Source organism: Nocardia sp. NPDC050712 (assembly GCF_040654295.1).
GTDB lineage: Bacteria > Actinomycetota > Actinomycetes > Mycobacteriales > Mycobacteriaceae > Nocardia.
On the sequence record NZ_JBFAHT010000002.1, the window covers coordinates 222,911 to 248,154 of the forward strand.

A 25,244-nucleotide genomic window follows, 5' to 3' on the forward strand; every position below is an offset into this window, starting at 1 on the left:
CGCAGTGGCCGGGGACATGTCAGGCGACAGCGAGCACGAGGCCCGCGCCCGCGAGTTCGACCAGGCAGTAGAACCAGATCGGATAGAACCGCATCCCGCGGTCGACCAGCCAGGACAGCACGCGCCCGCCCGCCATCCCCGCCAGCGCGACACCGACGGTCAGCGCGGCCCCGGTCCGCAGCTCACCGCTGCCGAACGCGGACCAGAACAGCACGCCCGCGATCGCCACACCGAAGCCGCCGTACACCGCGCGAATCTCGGTGCGGCTCACCGCGGTCGAGGCCGACAACCCGAACGGCCGGGCCAGCGCCGCCGGCGCCACGAGCGCGTACAGGCCCATTCCGGTGAACAGCACGCCGACCAGGGCGAGCACGACCGTCCTCATCGCCGCACCCGCTCGTCCCGCAGCAGTGCGGTGCCCAGCCCGAGCGCCGCCAGTCCCGCCACGTCGAAGGCCACCAACCGCGTCAGCCCCGGGCCGACCGGACCGCCGGCCAGCGCCAGCACGAGAAAGCCGCCGAAGCTGATCGCGTTGGCGCCCACCGCGATCGGCCGCAATGCCGGACGGAAGACCGCCACCAGCAAACCGAGACCGACGACGGCGAACAGGATGGCCCGGTGACGCAGCACCACTTCCAGATCGCGGCCCGCCGGGGTGATCCCGTAGGCGGCGTACATGCTCTGCGGCGCGACCGCGCCGAGGGCCGGCGCGGTGTTGAGCAACCCGGCGCCGGCCAGTAAGGCCCGCCCGACGTGTCGTCGCATGAATTCTCCTCGGATCGATGTCCGGAGATCGTCACACCCGGGGCGCGGGCCGCGCTTCCGAAAACCTGCTACCGCGGCGCCCAGACCCCGGCCGCGGTCCCCGCCGCGACGTGCTCGCGGTAGATGACGACCTTGTCGTGGATGATCTCGAGGCTCGCGGTCAACTCGGCGATCCGGTCCCGGACCGCCCGCTCGTGGGCTTCCAGCAGCGCCAGCCGGTCGGGCTCGGTGCCGGGCCCGGATCGGACCAGCGCGGCGAATCTCCGCAGCCCGGCGATCGGCATGCCGGATTCGCGCAGCCGATTGCACAGCAGCAGCCATTCCACATCGCTCGCGTCGTAGACCCGTTGCCCGCCGGCTGTGCGCGGGATGGGGCGCAAGAACAATTCCTCGCGCTCGAAGAAACGCAGCGCGTGGACGCCGAGACCGGTGGTCCGGGCCACCTCGCCGATCGACAGACCGTTCATGTCACCTCACAGCTTGACCTAGATCGCACTCTAGATTTTACCGTCGACGGCATGACACTTACCCAGCAACGCAGACTCGGGTCCGGATTCGACGCGTCGAGCACCGCGCTCGAAGTCGTCGCCGATATCGACCTGACCGGCAAGACCGTGCTGATCACAGGCGGTTACTCGGGTCTGGGCCTGGCGGCGACCGAAGCGCTGGCCCACGCGGGTGCCGAGGTCATCGTGCCCGCCCGCCGGATCGAGGTGGCGCGCGCGGCCGTGCGCGCTATCGCGCGAACCCGGGTCGCCGAACTCGATCTGGCCGATCCGCACAGCATCCGGGTCTTCGCCGACCACTTCCTGGCGACCGGCCGCACCCTCGACATCGTTCTCGCCAACGCGGGCGTCATGGCCTACCCGCGCCGCCACTTCGGCAACGGCTGGGAAGCGCACCTCGCCATCAACCACCTCGGGCACTTCGCGCTGGTCAACCGGCTGCGCCCGGCCTTGGCCCGGACCGGTGCGCGCGTGGTGTCGGTCGCCTCGTCGGGGCACTTCCTCAGCGATATCCGTTGGGATGACCTGCATTTCGGCCGCGACTACGACCACTGGGCGGCCTACGGCCAGTCCAAGACCGCCAACGCCCTGTTCGCCACCCACCTCGACCGGCTCGGCGCGCCGAGCGGCCTGCGCGCGTTCGCCGTCCATCCCGGCAGCATCCTGACCCCGCTGCAACGCAACATTCCGCGCGCGGATCAGCTCGCGCAGGGCTGGATCAGCGCCGCCGGCGAGCCCGATCCCGGATTCAAAACCGCCGCTCAGGGCGCGGCGACCGCGGTATGGGCCGCCACCTCGCCGCTGCTCGACGCCCACGGCGGCGCCTACTGCCAGGACTGCGACCTCGCCGAGCCCGCCACCACCGACGACATGCTCGTCGGCGGCGTCAAACCCTGGGCCCTGGACCCCGATTCGGCGGCCCGCCTCTGGCGACTGTCCAGCGAACTCACCGGCGTGGACTCCTTCGCCCGATGAGGTCGAGCCGAGAACCACTGTGGCTCATCCGGTCCGACGTGGCGACCCGCCGAGGAACACTCGATTCGGTGAATTGCCGATGTGAAGGCTAACATCTAGCAATTGCCGCTCCCGGGTGCTCTGAAGCGGGAAATGCCTTCTCCTGCTCGGAGATTCCCCAATGGCCGGTTCTGCCTCGCTGCTCTTCGCGTGTCTCCAGCACATTTCCAACGAACTGTGGAAAGGACCCATGGACGTGTCGATGCCGGATGGATTTGCCATGCCCGCGCCGGGGCATGAGATCCGCCGCCGCAGCCACGAGGTGTCGTGGCATGTCTCCGCGGTGCGGGTACCCCGGGACGAAGCCGGTCACGCCGGCCTGGTGCACGGCTTGCGGGAGTTACGGGCGCGGATCCTCTACGACGGCGGCCGCAGGCCGGATTTCCGGGCGGCCGACGGCTCGCACATCGACGATCAGGACTTGGATTACGGCGCATGGCATTTCGTCGCCCGGCGGACACCGGACGGACCCGCGCTCGGCTATGTCCGGCTCTCGCCGCCGGAGATCAACGCGCAGTTCCAGACCCGCGCGTATCTGGGTGACGAGGGATTCGAACGTCTGCTGACTGCCGCGGGCGTCGAGGCCGGGGCAGCCTATGAGCCGAGCCGGTTGGTGGTGGAGCATCGCGCCCGCAAACTCGGGTTGGGTGCGCACCTGAGCGCGGTCGCGATCGGTGCCGCTCGGCACCTGGGCGCCGAGCTCATGATGGTGACCTCGGGCACCGCGGACGGTCAGGATCAGTTCCTCGGCCGCCTCGGCTTCCACGCGGTTCCGGGCACCCGCCGGTACGTCGAGCGCTACACCGAAGACGTGGTCGTCCTGGTCCATCGGACCGATGACGGCGCGGGGGAGTACGCCGACCTGGCGGTCCAGATGCGTTCGCACTTCCCGGAATTCACGACCGAGACGCTCGCGCCGCCGATACCGGCGGCAGTCGATCACGGCGCCGCACCGGCGGGCTTGCGCACGGCCCAGCGTCCCGACCGCCAGGTGTGGCAGCCGGTGGTGCTCGAGCCGGTGCACGCCGCCGATCACGCCACCCTGGCCGCGCTGCTCGAATCCGATGCCGTGCGGGAAGTGCACGACACCATCGAGAACCAGGTGCACGAACTGATCCGCTGCCGGGAACCCGGGCGCCGATTCGACCGCGCGGAGCTGGCGGCGAAGGTGGACGAACAGCTGGCCGGGACCGAAATCTGGGCCTACGGCAGCTGGGTCTGGTATCCGTGGTCGGGGCGGTTGGTGCACGTGCTGCCGCGCGAGGAGTTCCGCCTCGTGCGCACCGACCGCAACCGGGAGAAGATCCAGCGCCCGCAGCAGCGCCGGCTGCTGGACTGCCGGATCGGCATCGTCGGTCTGTCGGTGGGCAATTCGGCCGCGATCACCCTCGCGCTCCAGGGCGTCGGAGGCGCGTTCCGGCTTGCCGACTTCGATGCGCTGAGTCTGTCGAATATGAACCGGCTGCGCGCCGGAGTACACCAGCTCGAGGTCGGCAAGGCGGTCATCTGCGCGCGGCAATTGTTCGAGATCGACCCGTATCTCGATGTCGAGATCATTCCGGCCGGGCTCACCGCGGACACCATGGACCAGTTCTTCGACGGCGGCGGATCGCCGATCGATCTGCTGGTCGAGGAATGCGACACCCCGTTCGTCAAGATCGCCGCCCGTGAACACGCTCGCGCCCTTGGCATTCCGGTCGTGATGGACTGCAACGATCGCGGCATGCTCGACATCGAACGCTTCGATCTCGAGCCGGACCGGCCGCTGCTGCACGGCCGCGTCGGCGATCTGCGCGCCGCGGACCTGGCCGGGCTCACCGATCAGGGCAAGGTCGAACTCCTGCTGCGGATGGTCGACGCCGAGCGGATCAGCCCCGCGCTGGCCGCCGCCCTGCCCGAAATCGGCCGGACCCTGTGCAGTTGGCCGCAACTCGCCTCGGACGTGGCGCTCGGCGGGGCGCTGGTCACCGAGGCCGCGCGCCGCATCCTGCTCGCGGAGCCGTGCGAGTCCGGGCGGTTCTACATCGATCTCGAAGCGCTCATCGCGCCCGAGCACAACACCGCGCTGCGCACCTCGGTGTGACCTACGCGGGCAGCACCAAGTCGATGATTTCGTGAATGTAGCGGGCGGACACGGGTTCTCCGCGCAGCAGCAGCCGGAACCAGAGGGCCCCGGCCAGCAGATCCATGATCATCGCGGGGTCCGCCGAGGCCGGTAATTCACCCCGGGCGACGGCTCGCTCGAAGACCGGCCGCTCCCGTTCCAGGCGGCCGGCGAAGAACGCGCGGCCGATCGCGGCGAGTTGCGGGCGATCGGCCGCCGCGCCCAGCACCGCCGTCGCGATCGGCGCGGTCGCGGGGTCGGTGAGCAGTCGCTGGATGCCGGTGGTCAGTTCGAGGAGATCGCCGCGCAGGGTCCCGGTATCGGGGGCGGTGAGGGTCAGGAGTTCGGAGTTCTCGAGTGCCGCGGCGAGGACCGCGTCCTTCGACGGCCACCAGCGATACAGCGTGGTCTTGTTGACCCCGGATCGGGCGGCGATCGACTCCATGGTCAGGCCGTCATAGCCCTCGGTACCGAGCAGCTCGAGCGCCGTCGCGAAGATCGTCGCGCTGCGGCGGGGGCCGTTGCCGCCGCGTTTCACCGGTTCGTCCACGACGTAATAGTAGAACGCAACGTTGCGTTGCGTCAGGCCGCGCCGTCGAGGTAAATTGCAACGCAACGTTGCGTTGTATTTTGGAGGTGTGGAATGTCAGTTCTCCCGATCGTTCTCGTGCACGGGATCCGGCTCAGTGGGGCTTGCTGGTCGGCCGTGCGCGAGCAGATCGCGAACGAAAGACCCTCGACGACAGTCGATCTGCCTGGACATGGCACTCGGCGGGGTGAGACGTTCACGCTGCCCGGCGCAGTCGAATCCATCCATGCCGAGATCGATCGCGTCGGTGGGCGAGCCGTTCTGGTCGGGCACTCGCTCGGCGGGTTCGTGAGTGTCGCGGCGGCCGCCGGGGATCCCTCTAGGGTGGCTGGGTTGGTGGTTGCCGGGGCCAGTTGCACGCCTACTCGCGCCAATACGGCGCCGTTCCTTCTGATGCATCGGATGCTGTCGCGCCGACCCGACGGCGGTACTCGGATCAGCGGGCGCATCTTCGATGCCGTGCTTCCGGGCCGTGTTGCGAACGACGTGAAGAACGGCGGTATCGCGACCGAAGCCATTCCGGAGGTGGTCGCCGCGATCCGGGAGTTCGATCTTGTGGGGAATCTCGCGCGCTACCCCGGCCCGACCTGGATCGTCAACGGCGCGCGCGATCACCTTCGCGCCGAGGAACAGCGGTGTTTGCGTGCGAGCCCGCAAGGCCGTTTGATCGTCGTCCCGCGCGCGGGGCACTATCTGCCCCTCGCTCAGCCGGTCGCTTTCGGCCGCCTGATCCAGGATGCCGCCGCGGGGACCGAGACGGCGCTGGGCCACCGCTGATCGCATTGCTAACGTCACGTCGCGTGGATACCTGTGCCGAATGCGGTTTCGTCTATGACCTGACCCGCGCGACCGACGTGGCGGCGCTGGCCCGGGAGCAAGTCGTCGACTACGCCGACCTGCTCCTGGTCAGCGATGCGGCGAACCTGCGGCGCCGGCCGGAGCCCGAGGTGTGGTCACCGCTCGAATACGCCTGCCACATGCGCGATGTGCTCTTCGTGCAGCGCGAACGAGTGCTGGCGGCCCGCCGCCTGCCCACCCCGGAGGCCACGCCGATGGGTCGCGACGAACGCGTCGAACACGACGGTTACGCCGACCAGCGCCCCACCGACGTCGGCCGCCAGATCCGCGACGCCGCGGAACTATTCGCCAACGTCCTCGACCGCCTCACCCCCGAAGACTGGAACCGAACCCTGATCTACAGCTTCCCCGCGCGCGAAGAACGCTCGATCAGCTGGCTCGCCGTCCACACCCTGCACGAGCTGCGCCACCACCTGCTCGACATGCGCAGGCAACTAGTCTCCTGAGTTTCCTTCCGAAACCGGACCACCCGCGACATCTGGACCCGGCCGTTCCGCCCCCGTCTCTGCAGATCGTGCAATTCGCATGTCGGACAGCCGCTTCCGACCACAAGCTCGGCTAGCTCCCGGGCTGCAGCCTGCTCTCCAAGAGTTCGACAGCGCGCAGGGTGCCGCCTTCGGCTCGCGTGGCGGCTTGCAGGGCGGCGGATCGGCGGGCCACTTCGGCGTCATCGGTCAAGTCGTGCAAAGCCTTTCGGAGATTTTCGGGCGTGGCGTCCGCGGTGTCGATGCGGCGGGCGATGCCGAGTTCGACGAGGCGGTCGGCATTCATGAACTGCTCGGCGGCTTGGGGGACGGCGATCATCGGGACACCGGCCAGTAATCCTTCGCCGCAGCCACCCATGCCGGCATGGGTGACGAAGGCGTCGGCCTGGTCCAGGATCGCGCGCTGCGGAACCCAGGAGCGCACTTCGACATTGGACGGGATCTCACCGAGTTCTCTCGGGTCGACGTACTTTCCGATCTGGAGCACCACATGCCAACCGGGGAGGTTGCCGTAGGCGCGCAGGCATCGGCGGTAGAACTCCGGTTGGCGAGTGAAGGCCGAGCCCAAGGAGATCAGCAGGATCTTGTCCGTGCCGGCGGGGCGCTCCCAATCCGCGGTGGCTCCGCGCGCGGCGAAGCAAGGCCCCACGAACGTCACCACCGCGGCGTCGACGTCGTCGGCGTGCGGTTGCATCGCCCGCGGGATCAACGCCAAGGCCCGATCCGGAAGCCCGGAGAAGGCATCGACATCGGTGGTCGTCGTACCGGAGTCCGCCAGCCACCGCGCGAATGTCGATCGATAGGCGTCCGCGCCCGGCAACTGCCGGATCTGCGCTCCCACCTCCTGGTCATAACCTTTCCAGGCCACGAACGCGGGCGAGAGCTGAACCATCGGCCGCCCTTGCGTTTCGGCGAGGGCCCGCCCAGCGTACGCGCCGATGTCGTACAGGTAGAGATCCGCGGGATCGGGGTCGTAGGCGGCCCGCAGTTGGGGGAGCGCGTGCCGGGCATCGTCGAGGAACAGGTTCATCGCCCCGATCGGATCCTCGGGCCACGCGTTGTCCGCGACCGGCAGCAGCGAAGTGCACCGCACGAATTCGGCGCCGGCCTCGGTGATCAGGTCCTCGACGAAAGGATCGTTGGCATAGGTGACGCGATGACCCCGGGCGACGAGCTCCCGGATGATCTCCAGGCTCGGCAGCACGTGACTCACGATCGGAATGCCGACCATCGCGATATGGGTGGTGTCTGTCAATTCAACTCCTGTGCGGCGGCTTCGAGGCCGGCGATGTCGCCCGCCATGATCGTGCGGATATGCGCGGTGAGGTGTTCGGCGGGCCAGTCCCACCAGGCCACGGCCAGCAGCCGGGCGATGTCCCGATCGTCGAAACGGGTTCGGATGAGGCGGGCGGGATTGCCGCCGACGATGCCGTAGTCGGGCACGTCACCGGTGACGACCGAACCGGTGCTGAGGATCGCGCCGTGCCCGATCCGCACACCGGGCATCACCGTGACGCCGTTGCCGAACCAGACGTCGTTGCCGACCACGGTGTCCCCGCGCCCGGGCAGGCCGGTGATCAGGTCGAAGTGGTTCGACCAGGAGCCGCCCATGGTGGGGAAGGGGAAGGTCGAGGGGCCGTCCATGCGGTGGTTGGCCCCGTTCATGATGAACCGCGTCCCGGTGCCCAGCGCGCAGAACTTCCCGATGATCAGCTTTTCCGGCCCGTAGTGATAGAGGACATTGCGGGTCTCGAACGCGGTGGCGTCGTCCGGATCGTCGTAGTAGGAGAACTCGCCGACCTCGATCAGCGGCGAGGTGACGAGCGGCTTCAGCAGCACCACGCGCGGCTGACCGGGCATGGGATGCAGCACGGTGGGGTCTGCGGGCATCGAGTCTTGCGGCACGGTGGAACTCCTTCGGTGCGTGGGTGATCGGGGTCAGGCGGCGGCCGACGCGCACAGGCCGAGCTGTGCGCCCCGCCAGCGGGCGCGCAGCCGGCGGTCGTGGCTGACGATGAGCAGGGCGCCCCGGTATTCGGCCAGCGCGGTTTCCAGCTCCTCGGCCAGCCCGGGGGACAGGTGGTTGGTCGGCTCGTCGAGCAGCAGCACGTCGACGGGCTCGGTGACCAACCGCGCCAGCGCGAGCCGCTGCCGCTGCCCGGTGGACAGATTCTCCACCCGGGTCGTCAGCTGGGCCCGGTCGAACAGGCCGAGCGCGAGCAGCCGTTCGGCGTGCTGCTCGCCGGTGCCCGCGCGCCCGCGACCGAACTCGGCCAGCACGGTGCGCCCGGCCTCGGCCCGCGGCGGCTCCTGGGCGAGGTAGCCGACCCGGCCGTGGCGGGTGACGGTGCCGCTGTCCGGCGCCAGCCGACCGGACAGCACCCGCAGCAGGGTGGTCTTGCCCGCACCGTTCGGCCCGGTGATCAGCAGCCGGTCACCCGCGGTGACCGTGAGATCGGTCCGGTCCAGCCGGCCCGCGACCGCGACGCCGGTGGCGTCGAGCACGGTGCCGTGCGCCCGGCCGGTCCGCAGCGTGGGCGCGAACCGCAGTGGTTGCGGTGGCGCCGGGACCGGGTCCGCGAGCAGCCGGCGCAGCCGCTCCTCGGCATTGCGAACCCGGCTCGCCAGCGACTGCTGCACCCGGCCGCCGGCCCGGTCGTAGGCCATCTTGTTGTTGTCTTTCATCGCCCGGCCCGGGGCGACGTCGCGGGCGGTGGTGGCCGCGGCCGCGCGGAGCCGCTCGGTGTCGGCCTGCCACTGCGCGTGCGACTGCTCCCAGCGCCGGCGTGCCGCCGCCTTCTCGGTCAGGAACCCGGCATAACCGTTGCCGTAGCGGATGACTCGCTTACGGTCCCCGTCGACCTCGAGCAGGCTGGTCGCGACCCGCTCCAGGAAGGCCCGGTCGTGCGAGACCGTCACCGTGGTGCCGCACCGGGTGCGCAGGTGATCTTCCAGCCAGGTCAGGGCGTCGCCGTCGAGATGGTTGGTCGGTTCGTCCAGCAGCAGCACCTCGGTGCCGGCGGCGAGCAGCGCGGCCAGGCGCAGCCGGACCTGTTCACCGCCGGAGAGCCCGCCGACCGTGCGGGTGCGGTCCACCAGGCTCAGGCCGAGACCGTGCAGCGCCCGTTCCACCCGCGCGTCGGCGTCGTAACCGCCGCGGAGTTCGAAAAGGCTGGTCAGCTCGCCGTATTCGGCCAGGCCGGACTCGTCGCCCGCGGCCATCCCGGCTTCGAGCGCGCGCATCCGCCGCTCGATGTCGCGGAGCGCGGCCAAGGCGCGATCGATGACCTGCTGCACCGTCAGGTGCGGCGGGAGGTGCTCTTCCTGAGCGAGATAGCCGACGCCGCCGTCGGCTTGGACGACGATCTCACCCTGATCGGGCTGTACCCGCCCCGCGAACAGCCGCAGCAGGGTGGTCTTGCCGGATCCGTTCTCGCCGATGATGCCGGTGCGCTCGCCCGCGGCGAGCACACATGTCACCTCATCGAGAACGAGTTTCCCGTCGAAGGATTTGCTGACCGCGTGCGCGGTGATCTGGGTTGGCATGGACACACTCCGAAGCATTCGAGGACGACACGGCCGGGGACCGCAGGGTCTGGTGAACACTTCGCAGGAGCATCGGCATAACCTCACTTAGTACGACAACTGTCGCACTAAGGTATCGTCAGGGCTCCATCCCGTCAAGCATCGGATTCCGACGATGAGTTCCGCAGCAGCACCCGCCGCCCGTCGCCCGGGTGGCCGAACGGCCCGCATCCGCACCCAGGTCCTCGACGCGGTCAGCGCGGTGCTGACCGAATCCGGTTACGACGCGCTGAGTATCGATGCCGTCGCCGCCCGCGCGGGCGTGCACCGCGCCACGGTGTATCGCCGCTGGCACGATGTCGGCGGCCTGCTGGCCGATGTGGTCGACGCGGCGGGCGGGCAGCCCTGGCAGCCGCGCGACACCGGCTCGCTGCGTGCGGATCTCGCGGCGCTCAACGACGAGATCCAGGATTCGCTGAGCGTGGAGTCTTCGATCGCGCTGGCGCTGATCGCGGTCTCGTTCCGCTCCGAGGAGGCCGCCGGCGCGCTGCGGCGCCTGTGGGAGGACCGCTACGAGCAGTCCGAGATCATCGTCGAGCGGGCGGTGCGGCGCGGCGAGCTGGCGCCGGGTGTCGACGCGCGCGCCTTGCTCGTCGCCGCCACGGCCCCGGTTTACCACCGGCTGGTTCTGCTGCGCACCCCGCCGGACCCGGACCTGCCCGACCGCGCGGCACACACCGCCGCGCTCGCCGCGGCCGCGGGCGCCTTCGGCTGAATTCCGCACCGCCATTCATTTATTCGCACCAAGACATCGAGCGCGAATAACCGGACCGCGCCGATCGGTGTGTCACGATATGCCCGGCGTTTCCCCGCCATTCTCGCCAACCGCGTGGAATTCACGCAGGCAACTCTCGAAAAGTGTCTGAACCCCTTGTCGTCCCACGATGCTTAGGAGTCCGGTTGATGTCACCTGCTCGTCCGTCAACAGCGACGTACGCGGTCGCGATCGTAGGCGCTGGATTCGCCGGGGTGACCATGGCCAAACGGCTGAAAGATGCTGGGATACAGGATTTCGTCATCCTCGAGGAAGCCGAGGGTGCGGGCGGAGTATGGCGCGACAATGTCTATCCCGGGTGCACCTGCGATGTGCCGTCGCACCTTTACAGTTTCGGGTTCGCGCAATTCCGGGACACCCGGGTGCGATACCCGAGTCAGGCGGCGATCTTGGATTACCTGCGCCGAGTCGTCGACGAGAACGGGCTGGGCCGTCACCTATGTACGCATGCGGCGGTATCGGCGGCGACTTTCGACGACGCCACGGCGCGCTGGACATTGACCACGGCCAGTGGCCCGGTTTACGCGAACGCGGTGGTGTGGGCGGTCGGGCAATTGCATCGCCCGCGGGTGCCGGAATTCGCCGGGGTGGAAACATTCGGCGGGCGCGCGTTCCATTCCGCGGATCGGGAGCAATGGTCGATCCCGGACGGGCTGGACGGCGATATCGCGGTGGTGGGCACGGGATCGAGTGCGACGCAGATGCTTCCGGAACTGGCGCGCACGGCCCTCTCGGTGACCGTGTACCAGCGTTCGGCGGCGTGGGTGCTGCCCAAGCCCAGCACGCGCTTCGGGCCGGTCGCACAGTGGCTGCTCGAGCGGGTGCCGGGTGCGCATCGGGCGCACCGCGCGGCGCTGGCCTTCGTGGGTGACGCGGTGCTCGCGCCGATCATGCGGGGTGGCTGGTCCGCGCGGCCGGCCGAGTGGGTGGCGCGACGGCATCTGCGGCGGCAGGTGCCCGATCGCGCGTTGCGGCGCAAACTGCTGCCGCCGTATGCGATCGGCGAGAAGCGGGTGCTGCTCGACAGCAAGTTCTATCCGGCGCTGACGCTGCCCAACGTCCGGCTGGTCACCGACACCATCGACCGTCTCACCCCCGAGGGCATCCGCACGGTGGACGGCAGCGAACGGCGCGCGGACGCGATCGTGTGGGCCACCGGCTTTCAGGCCCAGGAGTTCTTCGGCGGCATCACCGTCACCGGCCGCGGCGGCGCCGACCTGCACCGGGTGTGGTCCGAGTCGGGTGGGCCGCAGGCGTTCTGGGGTATGGCCGTGCCGCGATTCCCGAACATGTACATGATCGCGGGGCCGCACAGCTTCACCCCGGCGAACTCGAATCCCCTGATGAAGGACATCCAGGCCCGCTACATCCTGCGCTGCCTGCGGTTGTCGGCGCGGCGGGACGCGCCGATCGAGGTCACCGAGGCGGCGATGTCGGATTATCGCGCGTGGCTGGCCACCTCGATGGCGGGCACGGTGTGGCCCACCGGCGCGGCCAGCTGGTTCAAGAGCGCCGAGCGCGTCACCAACCCGTGGCCGGGCACGGTGCGGGAATTCGAGCGTCGACTAGCCCATAATCCGGTCGACGTGTTCGTCACCCCGATTCTCGACACGGACACCCGCGAGCGAAAGACGGCCTGATCGCACCGATCCGGGTCAGCGGGGCAGTCCGCTCGCTGACCCGGACGGCGACTTGCTGGCAGAGTGCGGGAGATGACTGGCTCTGACCCGAAATCGGTCCTGCACACCTATCTGCGCTCCGCCCGGGAAGCGATGGTGTGGAAGCTGGACGGCTTGTCCGAGTACGACGTTCGCCGGCCCATGACACCCACGGGGACGAACCTGCTCGGCCTGATCAAGCATCTCGGCGCCGTGGAATTCGGCTACTTCGGCGACACCTTCGGCCGCCCCAACGACGAACCCATCACCCAGCAGGATTTGGTCGCCGACCCCACGGCCGACATGTGGGCCACCGCCGCGGAATCCCGCGCGGACATCCTCGCCTTCTACCACCGCGCCCAGGCCCACTCCGACGCCACCATCGACAGCCTCGAACTCACCTCCGAGGGCACCGTGCCCTGGTGGCCCGCGGACCGCCGCACCGTCTCCCTGCACCGAATCCTGGTGCACGTCACCGCCGAAACCAATCGCCACGCCGGCCACGCCGACATCATCCGCGAACTTCTCGACGGCGCCGCCGGTCTGCGCCCCGCGGGCGACAACATGCCCACCGACGACCCGCACTGGTGGCAGACCTACCGGAACAAGCTGGAGGACACCGCGAAGCGGGCCGCCGGGCTGGAGTGACGGTCTGTTGTTGCGGCAAGCCGCGTCCGCGGTGCGTTATCGTCGGAGGCAAGGACATCGTCTGCCCGGGAGGACCTGTGGACATAACCGATCTGATCCTCGATGACCACCGTGAGCAGCGGCGGCTCTTCGCGATCCTGGAGCAGATAGATCCCGCCGAGACCGGTGTGCTGTCCGCGATCTGGGATCGGCTGGGAGCGTTCCTCGAGCTGCACGCGAAGGCCGAGGAGGAGATCTTCTATCCGGCGCTGCTGCAGGTGGGTATCGCGGCGCGGCGTAAGGAGGGCGTGGAGGAGGAGACCCTCGACGCCATCGGTGACCACAACGACATCAGGGACGCGGTCGCCGACGTGGCGCGGCATTCGGTCGGCACCGCGGACTGGTACGCCGCCGTCGCCGCCGCCAATCTCGCCAACAGCGATCACATGGCCGAGGAAGAACGCGAGGGCCTCACCGACTTCCGCCGCCTGGCCGCCCTGTCCCGCCGCCACCAGCTGGCCGTCGAATTCGCCGCCTACGAGGCGCGCAACTACGCCGGTGTCGAGCCCGTCGACAAGGATCCCGAGGGCTACATCCGCGCGGTGGAGGAGAACCTGCGCGACCCGGCCCGCGGGTCGCTGAGCGTCGGCAGCCTGAAGCGAACCTGACCGGAGGGTCAAGGATGTCCGGCGGGCGCGAGGTCGAGACGGTGTGCGCTGAGGCCGTTTTCGCCGGGCCGGACATCCGGGTGCAGCTGCTGGGTGGCGGTGTAGTCGCCGCCGCGAAGCGACCGGTAGCGGATCGGGGTTTCGGTGCCGAGGCCGTCCAGGCGGGTGGTGAGGTCGTCGGCGTTGCGGCGGTGGGTGGCGTCGTCGGCGTGATGGACGCTGCCGAGCAGGTGCGGGCGTAGCGGCAGCATGCCGGTGTAATGGGCGGTGCCGTGCAGGAGCGGCCAGAGGACGTCCTCGATGTCGCCGCTGATTCCGCGCGGACCCAGGGCGACGCCGCGGTCGCCGGCGGTGACGAGGGGGAGCAGGCGCCGGCCCGCGAGTCCACCGTCGCCGTACTTGCGGACCTTCCCGTTCTCGTCGCGGACGCCGAACGCGAAACCGTTGGTGAATACCCGGTCGAACCAGCCCTTGAGGATCGCGGGCATGCCGTACCACCAGAGCGGGAACTGCACGATGACCGTGTGCGCGTCGGTAACCAGCTGCTGGTGGCGGAGCACGTCGGCGGGCAGCGTGCGCTGCTGCGTGGCATGGCGCTGCCGATCGGACAGAGTAGCGCCGGGTGCGCCGTTCGTGTCGGCGTCACCGAGGACGGGATTCCAGTCTTCCGCGTACAGGTCCACCGCCTCCACTCGGTGCCCGGCATTCCGCAGGTGTGCCACGCCGTGCCGATACAGCGCGTGACTCAGGGAGTCGCGATCGGGATGGGCGAGGATCCACAGGATTGATCGGGAAGTAGCCATAGGGCTACTTTGGTAGCTAGTACTGATCATGCCAAGTACTGACATTCTCAGCACATAGTGACAGAAATGTAAGTGTCGAGGTAGGAGCGTTGAATGCGGAAGCAGGTGGAGACCGCGCTCACGGTGTGCCCGGTCGAGGTCGCCGTCTCGGTCCTCGGCGGCGCGTGGAAGCTGACGATCGTCAAACACCTGCTCGGTGGCCGCCGCCGCTTCGGCGAGCTGGGCCGATTGGTCGGAACGGTCAACCCGCGGGTGCTGACTCGCCAGCTGCGCGAACTCGAAGCCGATGGGCTGGTCGACCGCACGGTGTATCCGGAGGTCCCGCCGCGGGTCGAGTACTCGCTGACCGAGCTGGGCGCCTCGCTCGAACCGGCCGTGGCCTGGCTGGACCGGTGGGGCGCCACCTACGCGGGCACCGTCCAGAAGCAGGCCGACAGCACATCCTCAGCTATCCCGCAAGACCCGTCGAGCCGGAATTCGACCCCGCCGATGCGGCTTCCAGGATGAGCCGCACGCTGCGATAACTCCGAAGACTGGTCGCGACCAACGACCAGAGGAGTTTCGTGAAAACAGTGTCGGCGCAACAGCGGAAATTGCTGGCCGGAGTGGTGGTGGTCGCCGTCGCGATCGGCGGCGGCATGGTGGTGGCGCGGGCGGGTGACGCGCGCGGCGTGGATCCCGACGTCGTGCTCGCGTGCGCGGACCGGCGCCCGTCGCAGGTCGACCCCGGCAGCTACGGCATGCAGAACGACGGCTCCTTCCTGCATCCCGGCCTCACCTACGTGAACGAGGAGGAGCAGCATCCTTTCCCCGGTGGCGGCGAGGATCTGTTCCCTGGCACCGGCGGTTACGACCCGAACACCTACAAGAGCGACAACGTGACCGTCGAGGCGCACTATCCCGGGCAGGAATTCACGCCGGACCCGTTCCACTCCTGGCAGAACATCGTCGACTTCGACGGCCGCCGCTACATGTTCCAGTACGACCGCAGCGAAGCCCGCGTCTACGACATCACCGACGTGCGCGATGTGCAGGTGGTGGAGTCGCTGTCCCGGGCCGACCTGGCCGGGGCGGCGGGCAACGACGAAGCCCTCGACGGCAAGGATTGGGCGGCACACGACTTCTGGGGCGCGTCCACGATCCAGTGGAGTCAGAAGTACGACGGCTACATCATGGTCCAGAGCTTCGAGATGCGCCGCCAGGTCCCGTTCTGGCTGGGCGATACACCGGAGACCAGCAAGTACGCCGCCGCGGCGGGTGTGGCCGCCGCGCGCGCCGACACCCAGCTCAAAGGTTTCAAGGTCTACAAGCTCAACGGACCGCGCAAACAGGATTGGCAGCTGCTGGCGACGGTGAGTACCGATGCGGCACAGGCGAATCCGCTCGCGCCGGACCTCGGCAAGCCGCAGCAGGGTTCGGGATCGCTGGACGTCCCGCACTGGGACGGCGGCCGCTACCTGTTCGTCTCGACCGCTCCCAGCGACGACTGGTCGATGCAGGAATACCCGACCTACCTGTATTCCAACGGTTTTCAGGTGTGGGACATGGCCGACCCCGCCGCGCCGGTGCTGCTGGACACCTGGCACCGCGACGGCATGGTCCGCGGCGAGGAGGACGCCTATCGAGCCAATCCGCGCTGCGGCAACCGGACCTCGTGGATGGGTTCGCGCAACCCGCTCTACATCCCGACCCCGATCGAAGCGGGCGGCAAGTACGGCTTCGCCGCGCTGGGCGGCTTCGGCATGTCGATCATCGACATCTCCGATCCCACCGACCTGCGCGAGGTCGGCCATGTGGACGTCCCGATGTCGGTGGCCGGCACCGAAGCCGACAATGTCGATGTCTCCCAGTTCGAGCGGACCGGCATGGTCTATCTGAGCGGCTACCCGCTGTCGGAGGACTGCTACGAGCCGTACAAGGACATCTTCCAGGTGGACGCCACCGACCCGGCTCGGCCCCGGATCGTCGGCCGCCTGCCTCGCCCGACGCCGCCGGAGGGTGCACCGGTGACCGACTTCTGCCAGCGCGGCGGCAGCTTCGGCCCGAAACGCAGCGGGTACTACACCTCGCCCGGTGATCCGAAGGACGGGCTGATGATCTACGACTTCTACAACGCCGGCGCGCAGTTCTTCGACGTCTCGAACCCGGTGAACCCGACGATCGCGGGCTATTTCGCACCCCCGACCTTCGGCGCGGAGACCGAGGATTGGGCGCGCAGCAATCCGACGCACGGCGTGTACGTCGAGTACGACCGCAAGATCGTCTGGCTGCTCACCAACGACGGGATCTACGCCCTGTCCTCGGAATCCCTGCTCGGCGCACCGAATCTCGGCGCTCCGGCGGAGCCCTTCCGCACCAGCGCGCGTTGATCGCTACCGTGGAGCCGTGTCTCTGAGCGCCCGCATCGACCGGTTCAACCGTCGGCACCCGTGGAGCCACAACGATGTCTACGGCAGCTGGGTGGCGGGCCGGGTGGCCGCGTCCGGCGCCCGGTCCGTGCTCGACATCGGCTGCGGCACCGGCAATTTGATCGATCGGCTGCGGTCTCGCGTCGCCCGCGTGACCGGGCTCGAGCCCGATCCGGCGGCGGCGCGGGCCGCGGCGGCGCGGTTCGCCGGCGAGGATTCCGTCGTGATCGAGCAGGCCGGATTCGAGCAACTCGACCCGGACCGGCGCTGGGACGCGATCACGCTGGTCGCCAGCCTGCACCACCTGCCGCTCGCGCAGACCCTGCGCGCGGTGGACCTGCGCCTCGCGGCGGGTGGGCGGCTCGTGGTGATCGGGTGTTTCCGGGAATCCGGGCCGGTCGATCTGGCGGTCGGCACGGTGGCCATGGCGGCGAACCTGGTCGTGGGGAAGCTGAAGAATCCGCGCCCGGCGGTCGATCTTCCGCTCGGGATGACGGCCCCCACCGCGCCGCCGCGCGAGACGCTGCCGGAGATTCGCCGGGCGGCGGCGGAACATCTGCCCGGTGCGCGCGTCCGGCGCCGCCTCTTCTGGCGATATTCGCTCGTCTACGACAAGGCATAGTCCGCGGACTCCGGCTTCGACGGTCGCTGACTTCGCTCAATTCAATTCACACATGCGCATGTTACTATGTGTTGGACGCTCCGAGAGCGGGCGTCTGGAACATCAGGAGGTCGGCCATGGGCCAGGGTCATGATCACGGCGTTTCGGCGGCGGGCAGTGCGTCGGGGCGGTACGTCGGGCGGTTGCTGATCGTCATCGGGCTGGGCCTGGTCACCTTCATCGCCCAGTTGCTCGTCGGCTTGTCGACCTCGTCGCTGGCCTTGCTGTCCGACTCGGCGCACGTGTTCACCGACGTGTTCGGCGTCACCATGGCGCTGGTCGCAATCCTGTTGGCGCGCAAGGCTGCTCGGAGTGCGGCCCGCTCCTACGGGATGTATCGCGCCGAGGTGTTCGCGGCGCTGTTCAACGCGGTGCTGCTGTTCGCGGTGGCGGGCTGGGTGATCTACGAGGCGATCCAGCGCCTGGCCGAGCCGCCGGAGGTGCCGGGTCTGCCGGTCGCGCTGGTCGCCGTGGTCGGCCTGATCATGAACGTCATCGCGCTGCTCATCCTGCGGCGCGGTGCCGAGCACAGTCTCAATGTGCGCGGCGCCTACCTCGAAGTCATGGCCGACATGCTCGGCTCGATCGGCGTCCTGGTCAGCGGCGTGCTGACGTTGCTGTTCGGCTGGCGCTACGCCGACCCGGCGATCGGCGTAGCGATCGGCGTCTTCGTCCTGCCCCGCGCCTACAACCTGGGCAAACAGGCCCTGCGCATCCTGTTCCAGCACGCCCCGCCGGACCTCGACGTCACCCGTGTCGACACCTCCCTCACCGCGGTCACCGGCGTCCACGCGGTACACGACCTGCACATCTGGACCTTGACCTCGGGCATGGAGGTGGCTTCCGCCCACCTCGTCATCGCCGACGACGCCGACCCCGGATCGGTGCTGCGCGAAGCCCAGGCCGTGCTCGCCGAGACCTATGCCCTGGAGCACGCGACCCTCCAGGTCGAAAAGCCCGGCGGCACGGCGAATTGCGAGAAGCTGTCCTGGTAGCTCGGGCCGGGGCCCGCCGCGTGTCGGAGCTGATCCGGGCACCGGTAAAATTCGGCTCTGAACTGCCGACTTCCCGCCGGGCTGTCGTCCTGAACCCGCCGAACCGACCTGACGGCGATAGAGCCGAAGGGATGGTCGACGTGGCGCCTGGGCTACAGCTCAGACTGCTCGACGGTGTGGAGCTGATCGTGGACGGGCAGGTGCGGCCGCCGGGGCCGCCGCAACGGCGCGGCATCCTCGCGGTGCTGGCCATGCGGCGGCGGCAATGGGTCTCGCCCGCCGCGCTGATGGACGCGCTCTACGACGACGAACTGCCGGCCAGCGGCACGGCGGTGATCCAGACCCACATCTCGGCGCTGCGCCGGGTGCTGGAGCCCGCTCGGGCGCCCCGCTCGCCGGGGACGGTGCTGCTGTCGGGCAATGGGGGCTACCAACTGCGGATCGGCGACGACCAGCTCGACGTCGGCGTGCTCGACGACCTGGTCGCGGCCGCGGTGCGGGCCCGCGACGCCGCCGACTTGGATCGTGCCGCGCATCTGTTCGCGCAGGCGCTCGCCTTGTATTCCGGCGAGCCGCTGGCCGGTATCCCGGGGCCCTGGGCCAGGCAGCAGCGCGCGGCGCTGTCGGATCGGCGGCTCGCGCTTGTCGAGGACAGCCTGGAGATCGCCGTGCTGAACGGCGCCGCGGCCGGAGCGATCGAAACGCTGCGCATGCTGACTGCGGAACATCCACTGCGCGAACGCCTTCGGGCGGTGCTGATGCGCGCGCTCGCGGACAGCGGGCGGCGATCCGAGGCCCTGGCGGTCTATCGCGACACGCGGCGGTTGCTGGTCGAGGAACTGGGCGTCGAACCAGGTGCCGAACTGCGTGCGCTCCACGAACGGACGCTCGCCGGCGAACCGCCGGTCCGTCCCACGCGGGTCCGGAAAGCCCTTGACCCGCAGCCGGATTCGCCGCGTCTGCTGGAACGGGAGCGCGAGCTCGACACGATCGCCGCGTGCACCCGCCGTGCGGCCGGCGGCACCGGCGGGCTGGCGGTGCTCACCAGCCGGCCCGGCTACGGAAAGACGCAGCTGCTGCACGAGGTGGCCGACCGTCATCCCGCCGCGGTATCGATCGATCTGACAACCGGCGACGACTTGGCTGTCGAACTACTGGAACGACTTTCGCCTACCCCTGCCCGCGAAGCCCTCGACGAGAAAACCCTCATCGCGCGCTTGCGCGCCGCCGTGGCTCGGCGCGCGACCGCCGAACCCCTGGTACTGCTGATCGACAACGCGACTCGGATGGACGAGCGCTCGGCCCGGGTGCTGGCCGCCCTCGCGCCCACCCTGCGCACCAGCGCGGCCCTGCTCGTGGTGGCCCTCGACGAACGGGCCTGGGACCAGCACGCGGTGGACCTGCACGGCCACCTGGAGCCGCTCGCGTCGGAGATCCTGCGGCCGCGCCGGCTGAGCCCGGCCGCGATCGCCACCCTGTACCGGCGGCGCACCGGAATCGACTGCCCGCCCGAGCTGGCCGTCCAGATCCAGCGGGCCGCCGGTGATATCCCGCTCCTGGTCGACGCGCTGATCGCGGATCTCGCCGATGGCGAGGACCGCACCCGGGTGCCGGATCGGCTGCTGGACGGCCGCTACTCACGCGCGATCAAGCGACTCCTGCACGGGTTTTCGGTCACCGGCGCCACGATGATGCGAGCCCTGGCCGCACTGTCGGAATTCACGCCCAGCCTCGAGATCATCGCGGCGGCCTGCGCGGAGCCGCCCGGCGAGACCCGACACCGATGCGAATTGCTCACCGACGCCGGGGTTCTCGCCGCGGCCGAACCGCCCCGGCTACGGCATCCGCTGATCGCCACCACGATTCAGCGGCTCGGCGGCCGCGCGGAATCCGCGCGCTTCCACACGATCGCCGCGGAAGTCGAGCGCAGCGCCGGTTATCCGGCCCGCCACGTCGCGCGCTACCTGCGTGGACTGTGCGGTTCGCGCTACGCCCGCTGGACCGTCGTTCTCATCGACGCCGCCGAGGAATGCCTGCGGGACTGCGCGATCCTGGAGGCCGTGCGCTGGCTGGAACTGGCGCTGCACATCTGCGCGCCCGCCGACCGCGACGACCTGCTGGTCCGGCTCGGGCAACTCGAACTGTGGACCAATCCCGCGGCGGCCCGCGCGCATCTGGACGAAGCGCTGCGCAGCCAGCGGGCCCGCGCCGGTGCGCCCACCGCCGCCCTCCCACTGGCCTGGACCATGGCTGTGCGGCACGAAGCCCAACCGGCCATGCTGATGCTGAATACCGTTGCCGCTGAGGCGCGATCGCGGGATCGGCGCTGGTCCGAAGCGATTCGCGCGGCCCGGTGGATGGTGGCCGGACTCACCGCCGCGACCTGGCGCGATCTGGTCACCGAGTTGCGCGCGCGCCCGGCACCCGACCGTATCGACGCGGCGATCCTGAACTGGGCGGATGCCTTCGGCGTCCAGGTCGAGGCGCGCACTGCCCTGGACCGGCTGACCGGGCAGCACGACGAGCCGCTGCCGCGCGAGCTGATCGGCATGCTGGCGCACCTGACCATGTGGCAGGGCGACCTCGGCACCGCCCTGAAACTCACCGAGCAGCGCGCCGATCAGCACTTCGGCACCATCGATACCTATCGCGTCATCCTGCGCTCCGAGGTCCTGCTGCGCTGCGGCGCGTACCCGCGGGTCCTCGCCGAGCTGGAACCGGTGCTCGGCCGCATCGACGACGAGCTGGTCGTGCCGCCGGCCACGCTGGCGGCGCAATACGCGCACGCGCTGCTGTGCCTCGGGCGGCTCGACGAGGCGCAGCGCTGGCTGGATCGGCGCACCGCCGACGCCAACCCCGAGACGTGGGAATGGACTGTCGCCCTGCACATCCGGGCCCTGCTGTGCGTCGAGCGCGGCGATTCCCGGGCGGCGGTGGGCTACTTCCTGGAATGCGGGCGCCGGAATACCGCGGTGGGAATCACCAATCCGGCGCACATGCCCTGGCGCAGCTCCGCGGCGCTGGAGCTGCTGCGCCTCGGCGAGCGCGAGCGCGCCCACGAACTCGCTGCCGCGGAGCTGGTTTCGGCCGAGCGGTGGAATACGCCCGCCACCGTCGGCCGGGCCCTGCGGGCAGTGGCGCTGACCATGCCCGCCGGGCCCTCGGCGGAACTCCTCGAGCGCGCGGTCGAGGTGCTACGCGCTCAGGACAGTGCCGTCGAACTCGTTCCGGCACTGCTCGATCTCGCCCGGCACGGCGCTGCCGATCGCCGCCGGGAGCGCTTGGACGAGGCGCGCACGCTGGCCGAATCGCTCGGCGCCGCACGGTATCTCGACGACATCGACGAGCTGATCAGCGCACCGAACGCGCGGCCTGATCGATAACGCCGACGACGGCGTCGGGGTTCGACACCGCGATCGCGTGACTGCCCGCGTGCTCGGTGACGGTGGCGTTGGCCCGGCGCGCCATCTCCCGCTGTCCGTTCGGCGGAATCATCCGGTCGTCGGCGGCCACGAGGTACCACGAGGGCAGGGTCCGCCAGGCGGGTTCCGCGGTCTGCTCGGTGAACGCCGCCACCGAGATCGGCCGCTGCCCGGCCGCGAGCACCGCGGCCCGCACCGGCGCGACATCCTGCGCGAAGAACTCCCCGAACTTCTCGTCCACGATGCGCAGTTCGGGCACGGCCGCCCCGGCGACCAGGTGCGGCTCGGTGATCTTCGTCGCGGGCCCGCCGAAGCGCCCGTCGAGTTCGCCGAGCGACTCGCCGCGGTCCGGCGCGAACGCCGCCACGTAGACCAGCCCGGCGGCCTTGGCGGAGCCCGCCGCCGCGTTGGTGATCACCGCGCCGCCGTAGGAATGCCCGACCAGCACCGTCTTTCCCGGCATGGCGTCGAGCACGCCGCGAATGTAGGCGCTGTCGTACTCCAGCCCGCGCAACGGGACGGCCGCCGTGGTGACCCGGAACCCCCTGCGCTGCAATCCTTCTACCACGCCACCCCAGCTGGAGCCGTCGGCGAACGCCCCGTGCACGAGCAGCACGCCGGGTTTGTCCGGATCCGGCTGTGGCACCGTGGTTGGCGCACCCTTGTCCTCGCTGCCCGGCGAACATGCCGTCGCCGCGAGCGTCAACGCCAGCGCCCCCAGCAGCACAATGGTGCGGCCGGATCGGCGAAGTCCGCTTGTCTTACGCATAGTTGAAGTGCCTCTTCCGTCGTTCGGATCTGTCCGGTCGGCGCCTCGAGCGCCGGACAACACCCTGCGCCGCGGCACTGAAAATCCACTGGACGTTTTCCGAACGCGCAGGTCAGCGGTGATGATTCGGCGGCGCACCGAAACTCGACGGTTCAACGAAGATCAACTGGGGTAATCACTGGTCAACACCATCGCGATCGCCGCAGATACAAGCCACCGAGGCTTCGAGTATCGAAGGGGTAACGCTGATGACCTACCAGAATCCGCAGGCCATGCGGATGTATCAGAACCTGTACGACTGTCTTTCCGATCCGGGCGAACTCGATGTCATCGACGCGATCCGCGCCGCGGATATCCACCTGGGATGTTCGGAGCGCTGTCATCCGCGCCGGCGCGCGCAGCAGCGGATCGCCGCCGTGCAGGCCACCGACCTACCCGATCCCCTGAGCGGTTCGCGCCGCCCGGACCAGCAACTGCCCGCGCTGGGCGAGTGAGGGCTACCACCACTGGGTGATCGCGCCGATCTCCCGGCCCAGGCCGGGGGCCAGCGTCCGGGCGTAGCTGGCCGAGACGTGGTGCTCATCCCGGTAGACCAGGACGTTGCCCTCGGCCGCCAGGCAGCGATCGGGCCGGCACAGGGCGTCGGTGAGGTCGAACGGATAGACGTTCGGATAGGCCGAGGCGGGCGCCAGCGCCGGGTTCTCCGGGTCCAGGGCGGTGGCGCGGTCGATGCCGCAACTGAAGGCGTTGCCGCGGTGCGCCAGGCAGTCGATGGCGCGGTAGCCGACCCCGTCGCGGCGCGGCCACGGTGTGTCGCGGACGGCCAGCACGTTGAGGTCGCGGTTGGACAGTTCGGTCCAGACGTCGAGGTATTCGGGCGGAACGCCGTCACCGCGATCCGGGCGCGGCCGGGTCGCGGTGAGGAACACCCAGTCCGGCCGCTGCTCGCCGAGCCGATCGAGCACCTCGGCGGACCATTCACGGCATTCCGGGAACGGGGCCAGCGCGTAGGACGGATCGTCGACCAGCGTGAGCGGGCACCCCTCCTTGAGATAGGTCTGGATGCGGAATCGGTGTTCGGCGGCAAGCACTTCCAGCGCCGGGAGCCAATGCTCGGAATGTGATCCGCCGACCACGGCGATGGTGCGCGTGGCGGTGTCGTCGCCGTAGGTGCAGGCGCGCACCTCGCGGTTGGGCGTGATGCACCCGTCGGAGGTCGGGCGGGGCGCGTCGGTCTGGCCCTCGAAGACGGTGGGCCGCATGGGTTCCGGCGCGGCGATCGCGCCGTGGGTCAGCACCGTGGCGCCGGGGTAGCGATGCGCGTCCAAGGCGGACGGCGGGTGCGGGGGATTGGCGGCGGGCACCGCCTGCCAGCCCAGCGCCGAGGCCAGCACACCGAGCCCGGTCCCGGCGGTCGCCAAGCCGACCGCACGCCCGAACCGTCTGTCCACGACACGATCCCGCTGCCGCAGCGGCACTTCGATGAATCGTTCGGTCGCGAACGCCAGCGCCAGGGCCGCCGCGAGCACCAGCAACCCGCCCTGAATACCGGGACCGACCTTGCCGTACTCCGCGAGATAGAAGATCAGGACCGGCCAGTGCCACAGGTACAGCGCGTAGGCGAGCCCGCCGAGGCGGACCAGGGCCGGGGTGGCCAGCAAGCGATTCGCGGCCAAGGGTTCCGGGCCCATGCCGGAGACGATCACCGCCGCCGCGGCGGCGACCGGGAACAGCGCCGCCGGACCCGGGAAGTGGGTGGCGCCGTCGATCAGGACACCGCACGAGACCACCATGAGTAGTCCCAGCACCCCGAGGACGGACCGCACTAGGCGCGGCAGCGTGATCCAGGGCGCCGCGATCGCGAGCGCCGCACCCGCCAGCAGCTCCCAGGCGCGCGCGGCGCTGTCGTAGTAGGTCCAGGCCTGATGCTGGGCGGAACCCGCGGCGGCATACCAGAACGACCACGCGGCCAGGCCGGTCACGACCGCCAGCAGCAGACTCCGTGCGCGCGGCGTGCGCCCCGCGTACCGGGTCCACAGCGCGAGCAGCGCGAGCATCGCGAGATAGAACTGCCCCTGCACCGACATCGACCACAGGTGCTGGAGCGGACTGACCGAGGGATCCGGCGCGAGATAATCCAGCTCGGCGACTGCCAGATACCAGTTCTGGTAGTAGAACGCCGAGGCCAGGGTCTGCGCGGAGATGTCACCCCACTGCGTGTAGGGCCGCGCGATGAATGTGACACCGACCACGGCCGCCAGCACCACCGTCAACGCCGGCAGCAGTCGGCGCGCGGTCCGCAGCAGCGTCGGCTTGATCTCGCTACGGCGCAGCAGCATGCCGGTGAAGAAGAACCCCGACAGCACCAGGAACACATCGACGCCGCCGGAAACCCGATCCATCCAGATGTGGAAGATCACGACCAGCCCGATCGCGAGCCCGCGCAATCCGTCCAGATCGTATCGATACGGCTGCGCTGCAGCCGGATTCGCGGGTGCCGACGGAACCTGCTGTGCGGAGCCGGGTCCGCCTCGACCTGGCGATTCGGTCAT

24 protein-coding genes are annotated in these 25,244 nt (G+C 69.6%); 14 read left to right on the forward strand and 10 right to left on the reverse strand.

Annotated features, from left to right (window positions below):
• Positions 1-19 precede the first annotated feature (19 nt).
• From AB0H76_RS11395 to AB0H76_RS11405, 3 genes are all read right to left on the reverse strand, one after another.
• Complete coding sequence (locus tag AB0H76_RS11395; RefSeq protein ID WP_357321087.1) at positions 20-385, reverse strand: DUF4345 domain-containing protein; 366 nt, start codon at positions 383-385, stop codon at positions 20-22.
• Positions 382-765 (reverse strand): hypothetical protein, encoded by a 384-nt coding sequence (locus AB0H76_RS11400; protein ID WP_357321090.1) that lies wholly within the window; start codon positions 763-765, stop codon positions 382-384. Before AB0H76_RS11400 ends, AB0H76_RS11395 begins: the two co-directional genes overlap by 4 nt.
• 68 nt (positions 766-833) lie before the next feature.
• On the reverse strand, positions 834-1,232 hold the full coding sequence (locus tag AB0H76_RS11405) for a MerR family transcriptional regulator (protein WP_357321093.1): 399 nt from the start codon (positions 1,230-1,232) through the stop codon (positions 834-836).
• Positions 1,233-1,283: 51 nt separating this feature from the next.
• On the opposite strand from AB0H76_RS11405, the gene AB0H76_RS11410 reads away from it, so the two are divergent.
• Both AB0H76_RS11410 and AB0H76_RS11415 read left to right on the forward strand, forming a co-directional pair.
• Complete coding sequence (locus tag AB0H76_RS11410) at positions 1,284-2,246, forward strand: oxidoreductase (RefSeq protein WP_357321096.1); 963 nt, start codon at positions 1,284-1,286, stop codon at positions 2,244-2,246.
• Positions 2,247-2,487: 241 nt separating this feature from the next.
• On the forward strand, positions 2,488-4,368 hold the full coding sequence (locus AB0H76_RS11415; protein ID WP_357321099.1) for a ThiF family adenylyltransferase: 1,881 nt from the start codon (positions 2,488-2,490) through the stop codon (positions 4,366-4,368).
• A 1-nt stretch (position 4,369) separates the two neighbouring features.
• Here AB0H76_RS11415 and AB0H76_RS11420 read toward each other — a convergent pair whose 3' ends face one another.
• The gene (locus AB0H76_RS11420; RefSeq protein WP_357321101.1) at positions 4,370-4,939 is read right to left on the reverse strand and encodes a TetR/AcrR family transcriptional regulator; all 570 of its coding nucleotides are present in this window, start codon (positions 4,937-4,939) and stop codon (positions 4,370-4,372) included.
• A 93-nt stretch (positions 4,940-5,032) separates the two neighbouring features.
• Between AB0H76_RS11420 and AB0H76_RS11425 the strand changes: the two genes are divergently transcribed.
• Together AB0H76_RS11425 and AB0H76_RS11430 are read left to right on the forward strand one after the other, a co-directional pair.
• A complete protein-coding gene (locus AB0H76_RS11425; protein WP_357321104.1) occupies positions 5,033-5,755 on the forward strand; it encodes an alpha/beta hydrolase in 723 nt (240 codons plus the stop codon).
• 23 nt (positions 5,756-5,778) lie between these two features.
• Positions 5,779-6,282, forward strand: coding sequence for a DinB family protein (locus tag AB0H76_RS11430; RefSeq protein ID WP_357321106.1), 504 nt, complete (start codon positions 5,779-5,781; stop codon positions 6,280-6,282).
• Positions 6,283-6,394: 112 nt separating this feature from the next.
• Here the strand turns inward: AB0H76_RS11430 and AB0H76_RS11435 are convergent, their stop codons facing one another.
• From AB0H76_RS11435 to abc-f, 3 genes are read right to left on the reverse strand one after another with little or no spacing between them, the layout of a single operon-like run.
• Positions 6,395-7,576 carry a macrolide family glycosyltransferase gene (locus tag AB0H76_RS11435; protein ID WP_357321109.1) on the reverse strand — a complete coding sequence of 394 codons (1,182 nt, stop codon included), beginning with the start codon at positions 7,574-7,576 and terminating at the stop codon, positions 6,395-6,397.
• Positions 7,573-8,211, reverse strand: coding sequence for a CatB-related O-acetyltransferase (locus tag AB0H76_RS11440; RefSeq protein WP_357326093.1), 639 nt, complete (start codon positions 8,209-8,211; stop codon positions 7,573-7,575). The genes AB0H76_RS11435 and AB0H76_RS11440 overlap by 4 nt, the downstream gene beginning before the upstream one ends.
• A gap of 48 nt (positions 8,212-8,259) precedes the next feature.
• Positions 8,260-9,867 carry a ribosomal protection-like ABC-F family protein gene (gene abc-f, locus AB0H76_RS11445; protein WP_357321112.1) on the reverse strand — a complete coding sequence of 536 codons (1,608 nt, stop codon included), beginning with the start codon at positions 9,865-9,867 and terminating at the stop codon, positions 8,260-8,262.
• Between the two features lie 154 nt (positions 9,868-10,021).
• Here abc-f and AB0H76_RS11450 point away from each other — a divergent pair, with 154 nt between their 5' ends.
• The 4 genes from AB0H76_RS11450 (at position 10,022) to AB0H76_RS11465 (ending at position 13,634) form a co-directional block, all read left to right on the forward strand.
• Positions 10,022-10,621, forward strand: a complete 600-nt coding sequence (locus tag AB0H76_RS11450) for a TetR/AcrR family transcriptional regulator (RefSeq protein WP_357321115.1) — start codon at positions 10,022-10,024, stop codon at positions 10,619-10,621.
• A 188-nt stretch (positions 10,622-10,809) separates the two neighbouring features.
• Complete coding sequence (locus tag AB0H76_RS11455) at positions 10,810-12,321, forward strand: NAD(P)/FAD-dependent oxidoreductase (protein ID WP_357321118.1); 1,512 nt, start codon at positions 10,810-10,812, stop codon at positions 12,319-12,321.
• Between the two features lie 72 nt (positions 12,322-12,393).
• Positions 12,394-12,987 (forward strand): DinB family protein, encoded by a 594-nt coding sequence (locus AB0H76_RS11460; RefSeq protein ID WP_357321121.1) that lies wholly within the window; start codon positions 12,394-12,396, stop codon positions 12,985-12,987.
• A 77-nt stretch (positions 12,988-13,064) separates the two neighbouring features.
• On the forward strand, positions 13,065-13,634 hold the full coding sequence (locus AB0H76_RS11465) for a hemerythrin domain-containing protein (RefSeq protein ID WP_357321123.1): 570 nt from the start codon (positions 13,065-13,067) through the stop codon (positions 13,632-13,634).
• A gap of 8 nt (positions 13,635-13,642) precedes the next feature.
• On the opposite strand, the gene AB0H76_RS11470 is transcribed toward AB0H76_RS11465, so the two are convergent.
• Entirely contained in the window at positions 13,643-14,437 is a 795-nt protein-coding gene (locus tag AB0H76_RS11470; protein WP_357321126.1) for an NAD(P)H-dependent oxidoreductase, read from the reverse strand.
• 93 nt (positions 14,438-14,530) lie between these two features.
• Here AB0H76_RS11470 and AB0H76_RS11475 point away from each other — a divergent pair, with 93 nt between their 5' ends.
• The 5 genes from AB0H76_RS11475 to AB0H76_RS11495 all read left to right on the forward strand — a co-directional run bounded on the left by AB0H76_RS11475 (position 14,531) and on the right by AB0H76_RS11495 (position 21,884).
• Positions 14,531-14,944 carry a helix-turn-helix domain-containing protein gene (locus AB0H76_RS11475; protein WP_357321129.1) on the forward strand — a complete coding sequence of 138 codons (414 nt, stop codon included), beginning with the start codon at positions 14,531-14,533 and terminating at the stop codon, positions 14,942-14,944.
• A gap of 56 nt (positions 14,945-15,000) precedes the next feature.
• Positions 15,001-16,806 carry a hypothetical protein gene (locus tag AB0H76_RS11480; RefSeq protein ID WP_357321132.1) on the forward strand — a complete coding sequence of 602 codons (1,806 nt, stop codon included), beginning with the start codon at positions 15,001-15,003 and terminating at the stop codon, positions 16,804-16,806.
• A gap of 16 nt (positions 16,807-16,822) precedes the next feature.
• Positions 16,823-17,467 carry a class I SAM-dependent methyltransferase gene (locus AB0H76_RS11485; RefSeq protein WP_357321134.1) on the forward strand — a complete coding sequence of 215 codons (645 nt, stop codon included), beginning with the start codon at positions 16,823-16,825 and terminating at the stop codon, positions 17,465-17,467.
• 116 nt (positions 17,468-17,583) lie between these two features.
• Positions 17,584-18,501, forward strand: coding sequence for a cation diffusion facilitator family transporter (locus AB0H76_RS11490; protein ID WP_357321137.1), 918 nt, complete (start codon positions 17,584-17,586; stop codon positions 18,499-18,501).
• A gap of 140 nt (positions 18,502-18,641) precedes the next feature.
• A complete protein-coding gene (locus AB0H76_RS11495; protein WP_357321140.1) occupies positions 18,642-21,884 on the forward strand; it encodes a BTAD domain-containing putative transcriptional regulator in 3,243 nt (1,080 codons plus the stop codon).
• On the opposite strand, the gene AB0H76_RS11500 is transcribed toward AB0H76_RS11495, so the two are convergent.
• The gene (locus AB0H76_RS11500; protein ID WP_357321143.1) at positions 21,853-22,692 is read right to left on the reverse strand and encodes an alpha/beta hydrolase; all 840 of its coding nucleotides are present in this window, start codon (positions 22,690-22,692) and stop codon (positions 21,853-21,855) included. The genes AB0H76_RS11495 and AB0H76_RS11500 overlap by 32 nt on opposite strands.
• A gap of 248 nt (positions 22,693-22,940) precedes the next feature.
• Here AB0H76_RS11500 and AB0H76_RS11505 point away from each other — a divergent pair, with 248 nt between their 5' ends.
• Positions 22,941-23,186 (forward strand): hypothetical protein, encoded by a 246-nt coding sequence (locus AB0H76_RS11505; protein WP_357321147.1) that lies wholly within the window; start codon positions 22,941-22,943, stop codon positions 23,184-23,186.
• A gap of 3 nt (positions 23,187-23,189) precedes the next feature.
• Here the strand turns inward: AB0H76_RS11505 and AB0H76_RS11510 are convergent, their stop codons facing one another.
• Positions 23,190-25,244: an acyltransferase family protein gene (locus AB0H76_RS11510; RefSeq protein WP_357321150.1), complete on the reverse strand. Its 2,055-nt coding sequence runs from the start codon at positions 25,242-25,244 to the stop codon at positions 23,190-23,192.